A 9,745-nucleotide genomic window follows, 5' to 3' on the forward strand; every position below is an offset into this window, starting at 1 on the left:
TAGATGTCTTTCATAAATCATTTTTTACTCAGCTCCAAGTTGTAGATTCCAGCGATTAAATTGAATCTCAAACCAAGCCTTTTACCTCTATTTCGATAACGCTCAGCAAGAATTTTGAAGGTTTTCAGGCTGCCAAATACATGCTCAATTCCGATTCTTCTTTTATTGATTTCTTGATTATAGATTTTCAATTCAGGATCCAATTTACAGTGTCTTTTGGCTTTTAATGGCAACAGGCTATTCGGATACAACACATAAATCCCCTGATAGCCTTTATCTGCAAGGATAAAAGCCCCAAAAGGAATCTGGTTTAAATTGCGTTTGAACAACTCGAAATCATGCACTGCACCGCGACTGGTACATAAACTCATAATTTGCTGAGTTTTGTAGTGAATCATGGCCTGTACTTTAAAGGTATAGGTCTTTTTCTTGCCGCTATAGCTTTTCTTCTGTTTTTTTAGGTCTTTGGATTGGAATTTCCGTGGCATCCACGATCACAACATTCCAGTCGATGCCTTCGCCCTCGGGTAAATCTTTGGGTAAATTAAACAGATTGGACCGAATCAGGCAGTCTTCAACATGACGGACAATTCTTGAGGCTGTGGGCTCTGAAACCCCGTAACTCGTCGCAACGTGAAATAAGGTTCGGTATTCCCGCCAATAGCTCAGACAGAGCAGAACCTGATCCTCCAGGCTTAACTTGGGCGGTCTGCCTTTGGCAGAGACATGCTTCTGCAATTGCTCAACCATCAAATAGAAAGTTGACCATGAGATGCCTGTGTATCGCTTGAACTGAGGATCAGAAAGCTTGTTTGAATCGATGTATTTCATCCGCAGATTATGCACGAATGCCAAGAAATCCGGAGTGCAAATATTAACCAAAAAGAAGGTCGTTTTTTGATTTATGAAAGAGATCTATTGAATACTTATAAATAATGAAAGAAAATTTAAATGATTTGCATACTTTTATGGTCGTTGCTCAAGAGCGAAGCTTTACCCGTGCAGCCGCAAAACTCAGAACGTCACAGTCAGCCATTAGCCAAACACTCCGTAATTTAGAAGACCGAATTGGCATAAAACTATTATCAAGAACTACCAGGAGTGTCGCACCGACAGAAGCAGGTGAATATCTACTGAATTTGCTTCAACCTGCAATAGAAGAAATAGAAAATGGCATAAATCAAATTAGTGCTTTAAAAAATGATCCAGCAGGAACATTACGTATTAGTGCAGATGAATATGGAATACAAAGTGTTTTATGGCCAGCAGTTGAAAAAGTCATACAACAATTTCCAAAAATTTCAGTAGAGATCATATCTGATTATGGTCTTGTTGATATTGTAGAAGGGCGTTTTGATGCAGGACTTAGAAGAGGTGGTTTGGTTTCTAAAGATATGATCGCTTTACAGGTGAGTGAGCCAATACAAATGCTTACTGTTGCAACCAAAGAGTTTTTAGCTCGTTATGGTCACCCAAAGCATCCAAAAGATTTAGTGGAATACCACTGTATTAATTTAAGATTACCAACACATGGTGAACTCTATCGTTGGCAATTTACCAAACAAGGTAAAACACAAATAATTACTGTTAATGCTAAAATCGTTTTTACAACCCTATCTCCAGTGCTTCAAGCAGTAAGGAGCGGTGTAGGAATCGCTTATTTACCTATTGACATGGTTCAGCCTTATATTGAAAGTGGTGAACTGGAAGAAACGCTAAAGGACTGGCGACATAGCTATGAACCTTATCATCTGTATTATCCCCACAGACGTGAGCAAGCACCTTTATTAAATATCTTAATCGATGCGTTAAAAGAAAATTTTAATAGAAAGTAGCTGCGCATAAGACTTATAGTTTGAGTCAATGATTAGAATTTTGCTGCTAATTAAATAAACACGGATATCCCAATAACATCCGTGTACGAAAAGACCTAAAATGAACTATGCTTTTTTCTCTGCCAAGAGCATGGTCTGTTTAAGTTGTTTACGGTTGAAACCTAAAAACTCAATCACATTTCTAAACAATGCTGGTGCTTTAGCAATCGGGGTATTTATTTTAGGTACAACCGTCATATCTTTACGCTGTTCTATGCTCTCAACTACGCCTGAAACAACTTCTTCAATAGACACATATTTCCAAATACCCGAGTTACCTTTCCACACAGCTTTACCTGCTGGGTCATTTTGAATACTGTCCATCATTGGGGTCTTAAAGAAGGTCGGATGAAGGCTACCAACATCTATATTTGAATATTTTAATTCTAGACGAAGGCTATCACATAAAGCCCAGACGCCTGCTTTACTCGAAGTATAGTGAGTATTTAACGGGGAGTGGACGAAAGCTGCCATTGAGGACACAGCCAGTAAATATCCCTGAGTTTGTTTTACATACGGTATAGCTGCGCGAAAAGTACGAAATACCCCTGTAAGGTTAATATCGATGGTTCGCTCAAAGGTTTCAGGGGCCATATGTTCTAGTGCTTCGGTTGTAGCTATGCCTGCATTTGCAATCACCACGTCAATTTTACCGAAGTGTTGAGCTGCATTTGCCATAGCTGTTTCTAGGCTTTCTAAAGAGCGCACATCGGCTACCCAACCTGCGGCAATGCTTTGCCCACCTAGCTGTTTTACCTGACTTTCGACTTTGCTAAGCTCTAAATCTAGTAGTGCTAGTTTTGCGCCTTTCGCTTGTAATGCCTGAGCAATCGCAAGTCCTAGACCACCTGTTGAACCTGTGATGACCACAACTTTATCTTTTAATTTGTACTTAGACATATCAGATTTCCAGACATTTTTATAAATGAGTTTTAAGGAAATGGATTATTTCTGGATAGGTTTAGATTCATTTTCAAGTTGTTGAAGTAATCCCTGTAATTTCTTATGGTGTACAACCATTGCATCACTACCTGCACTAAAGATTCCGCGTAATATCGAGAACGGAACCCAACGCACTGGAGCAAAAATGCGTGGCTGGCGACGCTGCACACCTTTTACAATTGCTTGCGCCATATATTCCGGAGAAATAGGCTTGCGTAACCATGCTGGAAATGCTGCTTCAATCATCTTCGTTACAGTTGGGTTCCCCCCAAAGGCAACATTAGCGATCGGTGTTGCTGTCCAGCCTGGATAGACAACACTAGCGGTTGCACCAGTATATGCAATCTCTGTACGGAGACAGCGTCCGAGCATTTCTACTGCCGCCTTTGAAGCCGCATATGGAGCGTTTGCCATTCCATTGACAAAGCAATAAACAGAAGAGGTTATGAGGATTTGTCCTTTGTTACGGGTCACTTCTGGTAAGGCAGCACGGACTATGCGCCAGACACCCAGTAAATCAACCTCAACAATTTTATCGAACTCAGCTTCATCACAGCTAGCAATTGTCGAAGCACCATCACGCCATGAGATACCTGCATTGGCAAAAGCTATATCAAGGTGTCCAAAGTGTTTTATTGTTTTCTGGACTACATCTTTTGTGGCTACTGCATCAGTAACGTCTAGCGCTAATGGTAAAACCCGAGACGCATCAAATTCAGATGCAAGTTTATCTACAGCTTCCTGTTGCATATCGGTGAGTACCAAGTTTGCACCTAATGCATAAAATTCACGGGCTGTTGCTGCACCAATTCCTCCAGCGGCTCCTGTAATTAAAACAACTTTTTTGTTAAGGTCATATTTCATGGTCTTTCTCCAAATATTTTAAATTTACTGTTACTTGACTGGAACGATGCGTTTAAGAAAGTCAATCTGATCACGAACAACACGCTCAAAAGCTTCTCCAACGTAAATTTCAAAATGACCATCGGCGTAGTGCTTAATTTCATGATTGGGTGTATGGCTCGCATGACGCAATGTTGTTTTTGAGGGTGCAACAGAGTCGGTATCGCAGACACAAAAAAACACGGGGGCTTGAATACGTGATGTCTTACGGCCCGGGTAATAGCGTATGATGTCGAGTACAAAACGTGCAGCGACATAGTTTGGAATATTTGATCCTGAAGGCATGAGTGCGAGATAGCCTGAATAAGCATCAGGTGCATTCATTAATGCTGTATGTCCTGTTGGAGCTGCAAGAGGCACCATGACTGGCTTGGCGCCGAGCATTGATCCAATCTTGTCTTTTAATGCGAGTCCCGTGAGCTTAAGGGTCGTTATTGGGTTCATTGCCATGCTAGATGAGAACCCATCAGTGAAGGGGCATTGTGATATAACAGCAGCAAGCCGATTATCATCAGCAGCTGTTGCCAGCACATGGCCTCCACCGAAAGAAGTCCCCCATATAACCACGCGGTTTGGGTCAATTTTTTCTAGGCTACGTGCATAGGCAATAGCGGCTTTCCAGTCTTCAAGCTGACTTTTTATGTCTAGTAATTGTCGAGGTTGTCCTTCGCTATCACCAAAATAGCGATAATCAAACACTAAACAAGCATAACCTTCTGCCACAAAGCGCTCTGCAAAAGCGGTTAAACGCATTCGACGAGTACCACCCAGACCGTGCGCCATCACAATAATTGGTGTAGTGGCCTCGGTCGCTGGACGATATAAATAGGCACTGCATTTCATGCCATTTGAATCAAACTGAACATCAAGTGGTGCTTGGGGCACATTATTTAGACTTTTACCCATCGTATTTTTCTCAATATTGGCTATAACACTATCTTCTGAAAAATAATGAGATTGGGCTTGATGAAAGCTGCCATATTGCTTGACACTTTGCGCCAAAATTTGGATTGAGCAGGTGTGTTTAGTCATTTGCTTTTGCTTAAAAGCTTTAAGTACACTAGTTGATATTTAGCGCCAAATTAGAACTATACGGAATGAATGGATTGAATAAGCCGTTGTATAGAAGAAGGATTTCTGAAATCTATGTCCAGTTATTATTTGAATATCTGGAAAAACTAGGACATGACCCAGAAAAGGTACTGGGTGAACCATGGCCTAAAGCAGATTCAAATCATTTAGAAGGCGTAGATATCGATCATTGGGAAAGTCTTCTCATTATTGCCAAAGATTATTTAAATGACCCTTTCATTGGTTTACATGTAGGTCAAACCATTACAGCTCAGCATCTAGGTGTTTTAGGGTCAGTATTTCTTGCCTGCGAAAATCTGGGGGCAGTTTTAGAAAGGTTTGAACGATATCAGCGGCTTGTCTATGACGTTTATCCTGCCACTGTTCGTATTTATACTGAATATGTAGAACTTTCATGGGATACAAAAGGTGAGCAAGTCGGCCCTTTATCGGATGAAACTGGCCGTACCGTTATAGTTCAGTTTTGCCGTAGTCTCATTAGAGGAAAAGTAAAACTAAAAGAAATACATTTTATTCATGAACAGCCTGAAAATGTTAAGCCTTATGAAGAATATTTCGGCTGTCCTGTACTTTTTGAGCAACCCGTGGCACTTATGCGTTTTGATAAGGAAGTCTTAAGTCTGCCGCTTAAAAACTCCGACGCCGTCTTAGTTGCCATACTAGAAAAACATGCTGACAAGTTACTGGCAAGCCTGCCACATATTGATGAAATTACAGACCAAGTCCGTAAACAGATTGCTTACTTACTTCATCAAGGCGAACCCACTATTGAACAGCTTGCAGAGCGATTAAATTATTCACGTAGAACCTTGCAACGCCGTTTAACCGAGGCAGGTACGAATTTTCGTAAAGAATTAAATATTGTTCGTTACGAATTGGCAAAATCGTATTTAAAAGATCTAAGGCTACAAATTGTAGAAATAGCCTTACTGTTAGGTTATGCCGAGCACAGTCCATTTACACGGGCTTATAAAGAGTGGTCGGGTAAAACGCCACAACAAGCCCGTGAGGAAATGAATAACTGAGGGTAGAACCTCTTAAAATGAGATGTGCGTATGTTTTGAGTGTTTATTCATCATTTAACGCACATTCAAAATTACTTGGGTTTTCTTTACATCTTACTTTTTTCAAAAAATTCATCATTTTAGGGTCGTAAATACCTGCCTTGGTTAGCTGTATACGTGCCTCGCGCATCATTTTCATATAGTTTAATTGCTCATTTTTAGGAATATCCATCCAATATTTTGAAGGAATATCACTTTCATATTTAGCAATAATGCCAAAGGTTCTATTTAATTGGCTGGCTACCCAAGTTCGCGACTTTTGCCCAAAACCTGCTGGAAACTGATCTTTACGAATAATGAAGTTTGCTGAAATTTGAGTTAAAGGAAAAAGAACAATTGCTCCTTTCTCACCTAAACCTTTGTGTAGTTCAAAAGGTTTAAATGCCACAATAGGAGCGGGCACAATATCAATTTCATGGTTATTAAACTTCGCACCAGCATTGGTGACGTCTACCGATACAGCCTGACCTCCAACATGTTGGACAAGCTTTGGTTGCGCCTCATCATATTTAAATACCCCAATTTTTTTACCGGCAGCTTTAGCGAGTGTATTGATACTTCTATCATTTACAAATAAGTATGCAGGGCCAATTGTGCCTAAACCTGCAATTTCATAAGAACCGACCACCATGTTTTTTGCGGCCATTGGTGAAGACAACAGTTTATAGGCATTAATTGCCGTTTTCATATTTGTTAATGCGCCAACTGCATCTAAAGATCCTGTATATTTATTAAACTGACGACCACGTAAACCGCTAATAATAGCGCCATCACACTTACCGACTTTTAAATCTTCAGCCGCAATGCGTTCATCTACATATGCTTTTAAAGATAGATCAGCTCCCCAGTTTTTAGCTTCAAGTGCATAGTCTTTGGCTAAAGCGAAAGCATCTCCCGATTTACCAATGGGGTCATACACACAAACGACTTGTTGTTTTGCATAAATAGTTGTTGTTAAACATGTGCTTGCAATGAGTAAAATAGTTTTAAAACGATCCATATTTAATTATCCATTATTTAAATTATAAAAATTATTTTATGAATCTTGCTTAGATTAGATATGACACTTCAATAAAAATTTTAAGTGAAAAAGTCAAAAGAGAGCTTGGGATTAGCATCTTATTTTTTTAATTGTATGGCTATGTTGTTATGAATTGAGATCTACCATTGAGCTAAATTTAAAGAACAGCTGTATACACGTACTATATCTTTTTTTTAAGCATGTAAAGAGGTTTTTAATATATTCATACATAATAATTTGAGTTTCAGTTTTTAATTTTAACAGGCTAAAAGTTTTGAGGCTTAAAAGGAGATTTAGAAAAAGAAATCTGTATAGCAGCCAGTAGTCGCAAATACATCTTGTAAGTAGCTCAGCTCACTAGGGTAAATATAAAAGTGTAATGACAACTTACAGGAAGTTGTCTAGAAAATTATTCTGGTTAAGATTAGAAATAGGGTTTAATACATAAGCATCCAATAGAACCAGCTTAGGCGTTTAGTAATTTGCTAGAACAACACATACAGTTAACCAAGCTAAGTATTCATCACAGTTAAGAATTAGTAGTGAAGCAACAACATAGAGAAGCGAAGCCTTATATATGGTAGGTTTCCAAATCTTTTATTTAACATAATATACATTATACGAATAGGCTAATATTTCCATATTAACCCATTGATTTATATAGGTTTCTTGGCATTAAAGTCTAATGCTACTAATACAGCTCGTGGCTGTTTCCCTGTAAAATCCCAATCAAATATCATTGCAGCTTCGGCTGGCAGCTTCTGTCCAACGTAATCATTAAAGAACTGAGCGCCTTTAATTTTGTAGTCAGTAGATTTAAAACCGATTGCACCTTGTTCTAGCTCACGCTCAGAATAATTCTGTAAAACCGTTACAACGGTATTCGAGAATTCAATTGTTTTACCTGATGTTTGATCTTGGAAATCTCCAGCAGCTTTACGAATGCCTGTGACTGTCATAATTGGATGTTGTGAATTGTTCATTTGCTCACCTTTAAGCTACTGATTTAAATTGCGATACTGGCGGCTCATACCACTCAGGCAATTGTTGTGAAAAGTCGATTTCTACGAGCTTCATAAATGGAATGACGTTTTTAGCCTTGTTGTCATGCAAGTTCTGCAAAAATGCCTTTGAAAAGCCACAATCGCAAAGTTCAGATAAATGTCTATAAAACGTAGGTTTAGGAAGCATTTCAGCTAACTTTTCTAAACCATGTTCACGTACTAAACAGTACGTAGAATAAATATTTCGGATACGTGTTTGAGAAACCTTACCGCTATTGGTAACGACAACTGGCGAGTTAGATATGGCTTCCAAGACACTTTCATCATTAATCAATTTCACAGTTTGACCTCTCATGGCATCAAATATTCCGTGCGTTGCTTTAGTCCAAAGTGTTTGAAGTAAATCAGGATTTGCCTTTTGAAATGCTATAAGTTCATAAAGGTTCGTTGGTACTCCATTACGCTCAAGCCAACGTTTTTTTAAACGCGACTCAAAACGTAAAAGTCCGACAGTCCAGTTAATTAACCGTGAGTCAGACATGACATCGACAACTCGTTGAGCTGACTTGTCATTTTTCTTTGCCAGTTGCTTGAGTTCTTCAAACTGAGAAAGAAATTCGTCATGCTTTAAATAGCATTTATGGTTTACAAGTCTGGATGTCTGGCCACCCCAATACACAGAGCTATCAAACCGCTTATTTGAAAGTCTAGTTTGACCGCTACTGACATTAGCCAGAAAATCCAGAATCTTTTTAGCCGTTGTCTGGTCTGACAACTTAGCCGAGTAAGTCACATCAATATGTGAAACCCAAGCACGATTCCAATCGAGCATACGGGTAAGAACTGGATAAGCCATGTGTAAGAAGCCGATCATTTCATCAGCACCCTGCTCTATATCATCCGAACCAAAAACGTTATGGCCCTGCAATAACTTTGCAGGCGAAGCCTTAATTTGTACGTAAGGCTCATAACTAGCATCGAAAAATACTTTCATTGCCATCCCCGTATAATGAGTTGGCACACTTTCAAATGGATGAAATAAAGCAGCAGCAGAAATTGAACCATCGTCATTCTTATGAACTGATCGTGACGCAAGTGGAATTTCTATGGTGTGAAGATCGATATCTACAAAAAAATAACGCCCTTCCGCATCTACTGAGTAGAAGCTGGATTCGAATGGCGCATTTATGCAAATATGATCTAGCATGGGCTAATTACGCATGTATACAAATAACATTTAGCAGAATTTAATACAATTACACATGAATAGCAAGCACATATAACACATATACAAGTAATATTGTATGCAAGTTAATAACCCTAAAATGTGATCAAAATGGCAGTAACAGTACGTTTAAATGACAAAGAGCAAGAATCTCTTAGAAAGAAGTGTGTAGAGCTCAATAAAATTCTGATCAATAAAAATCTACAGCCCATTAAAGATAGTGAGCTTGTACATATAATTCTTGATCAAGCTATCGATAATGTTGAGATATCAGCAAATGGAAAAGTAGTCGTAAGAAACTCGAAAGACCTCTAAAAATTCCGAAATTTCGGACTAGAGTCCACCATTAGAAGTACAAAAAGACGTATAAAATTCTCAAATTTGAGACTAGAGTCCACCATTAGAAGACGTGGACTCCTCTTCCGCCCCTCGGATCGGTCGGTCGGGCGTCGAGGCTCCTTCTCCCTCCCTCACCGCTTGGCGTGCGAGATTCGCATAATGAGCACTGATGTTAAATGCCCTGCGAGTGCGTTAGAAATGCTCGCATCATTGACAAAAAACCCTGCAAATGCAGGGTTTTATAGTCAACGAACACGGCAAGTAACATAATGCCGTATTAT

At 39.2% G+C, this 9,745-nt stretch carries 10 protein-coding genes and 1 pseudogene; 3 read left to right on the plus strand and 8 right to left on the minus strand.

Annotated features, from left to right (window positions below):
- Positions 1-17: 17 nt before the first annotated feature.
- The gene (locus MKL51_RS04710; protein ID WP_017482311.1) at positions 18-488 is read right to left on the minus strand and encodes an IS5/IS1182 family transposase; all 471 of its coding nucleotides are present in this window, start codon (positions 486-488) and stop codon (positions 18-20) included.
- Complete coding sequence (locus MKL51_RS04715) at positions 436-846, minus strand: transposase family protein (RefSeq protein ID WP_171054439.1); 411 nt, start codon at positions 844-846, stop codon at positions 436-438. Before MKL51_RS04715 ends, MKL51_RS04710 begins: the two co-directional genes overlap by 53 nt.
- A gap of 89 nt (positions 847-935) precedes the next feature.
- On the opposite strand from MKL51_RS04715, the gene MKL51_RS04720 reads away from it, so the two are divergent.
- Entirely contained in the window at positions 936-1,835 is a 900-nt protein-coding gene (locus MKL51_RS04720) for a LysR family transcriptional regulator (protein WP_032052120.1), read from the plus strand.
- Between the two features lie 95 nt (positions 1,836-1,930).
- On the opposite strand, the pseudogene MKL51_RS04725 reads toward MKL51_RS04720, so the two are convergent.
- The 3 genes and pseudogenes from MKL51_RS04725 to MKL51_RS04735 all read right to left on the minus strand — a co-directional run bounded on the left by MKL51_RS04725 (position 1,931) and on the right by MKL51_RS04735 (position 4,625).
- Positions 1,931-2,774, minus strand: a pseudogene (locus tag MKL51_RS04725) (SDR family NAD(P)-dependent oxidoreductase).
- Positions 2,775-2,819: 45 nt separating this feature from the next.
- Positions 2,820-3,680 (minus strand): SDR family NAD(P)-dependent oxidoreductase, encoded by an 861-nt coding sequence (locus tag MKL51_RS04730; protein WP_032006201.1) that lies wholly within the window; start codon positions 3,678-3,680, stop codon positions 2,820-2,822.
- Positions 3,681-3,710: 30 nt separating this feature from the next.
- Positions 3,711-4,625: an alpha/beta hydrolase gene (locus MKL51_RS04735; RefSeq protein ID WP_032052122.1), complete on the minus strand. Its 915-nt coding sequence runs from the start codon at positions 4,623-4,625 to the stop codon at positions 3,711-3,713.
- 191 nt (positions 4,626-4,816) lie between these two features.
- On the opposite strand from MKL51_RS04735, the gene MKL51_RS04740 reads away from it, so the two are divergent.
- Complete coding sequence (locus tag MKL51_RS04740; protein WP_032006199.1) at positions 4,817-5,836, plus strand: AraC family transcriptional regulator; 1,020 nt, start codon at positions 4,817-4,819, stop codon at positions 5,834-5,836.
- A 43-nt stretch (positions 5,837-5,879) separates the two neighbouring features.
- Here MKL51_RS04740 and adeT1 read toward each other — a convergent pair whose 3' ends face one another.
- From adeT1 to MKL51_RS04755, 3 genes are all read right to left on the minus strand, one after another.
- A complete protein-coding gene (adeT1, locus tag MKL51_RS04745) occupies positions 5,880-6,875 on the minus strand; it encodes a putative multidrug efflux protein AdeT1 (RefSeq protein ID WP_270904183.1) in 996 nt (331 codons plus the stop codon).
- A 677-nt stretch (positions 6,876-7,552) separates the two neighbouring features.
- On the minus strand, positions 7,553-7,879 hold the full coding sequence (locus MKL51_RS04750; protein ID WP_270904184.1) for a hypothetical protein: 327 nt from the start codon (positions 7,877-7,879) through the stop codon (positions 7,553-7,555).
- A gap of 10 nt (positions 7,880-7,889) precedes the next feature.
- Positions 7,890-9,107: a phage/plasmid replication protein, II/X family gene (locus MKL51_RS04755; RefSeq protein ID WP_262441072.1), complete on the minus strand. Its 1,218-nt coding sequence runs from the start codon at positions 9,105-9,107 to the stop codon at positions 7,890-7,892.
- Between the two features lie 129 nt (positions 9,108-9,236).
- On the opposite strand from MKL51_RS04755, the gene MKL51_RS04760 reads away from it, so the two are divergent.
- Positions 9,237-9,440 carry a hypothetical protein gene (locus MKL51_RS04760; RefSeq protein ID WP_000301760.1) on the plus strand — a complete coding sequence of 68 codons (204 nt, stop codon included), beginning with the start codon at positions 9,237-9,239 and terminating at the stop codon, positions 9,438-9,440.
- Positions 9,441-9,745: the final 305 nt, after the last annotated feature.

It is taken from the genome of Acinetobacter sp. AOR18_HL (assembly GCF_027855145.1).
GTDB lineage: Bacteria > Pseudomonadota > Gammaproteobacteria > Pseudomonadales > Moraxellaceae > Acinetobacter > Acinetobacter pittii.

Excerpts from the sequence above, each read along its gene's own strand:
- MKL51_RS04720 (WP_032052120.1), top strand. The coding sequence starts at position 936 with ATGAAAGAAAATTTAAATGATTTGCATACTTTTATGGTCGTTGCTCAA.
- MKL51_RS04735 (WP_032052122.1), bottom strand. The coding sequence starts at position 4,625 with ATGGGTAAAAGTCTAAATAATGTGCCCCAAGCACCACTTGATGTTCAG.
- MKL51_RS04710 (WP_017482311.1), bottom strand. The coding sequence starts at position 488 with ATGCCACGGAAATTCCAATCCAAAGACCTAAAAAAACAGAAGAAAAGC.
- MKL51_RS04760 (WP_000301760.1), top strand. The coding sequence starts at position 9,237 with ATGGCAGTAACAGTACGTTTAAATGACAAAGAGCAAGAATCTCTTAGA.
- MKL51_RS04730 (WP_032006201.1), bottom strand. The coding sequence starts at position 3,680 with ATGAAATATGACCTTAACAAAAAAGTTGTTTTAATTACAGGAGCCGCT.
- adeT1 (WP_270904183.1), bottom strand. The coding sequence starts at position 6,875 with ATGGATCGTTTTAAAACTATTTTACTCATTGCAAGCACATGTTTAACA.
- MKL51_RS04750 (WP_270904184.1), bottom strand. The coding sequence starts at position 7,879 with ATGAACAATTCACAACATCCAATTATGACAGTCACAGGCATTCGTAAA.
- MKL51_RS04755 (WP_262441072.1), bottom strand. The coding sequence starts at position 9,107 with ATGCTAGATCATATTTGCATAAATGCGCCATTCGAATCCAGCTTCTAC.
- MKL51_RS04740 (WP_032006199.1), top strand. The coding sequence starts at position 4,817 with ATGAATGGATTGAATAAGCCGTTGTATAGAAGAAGGATTTCTGAAATC.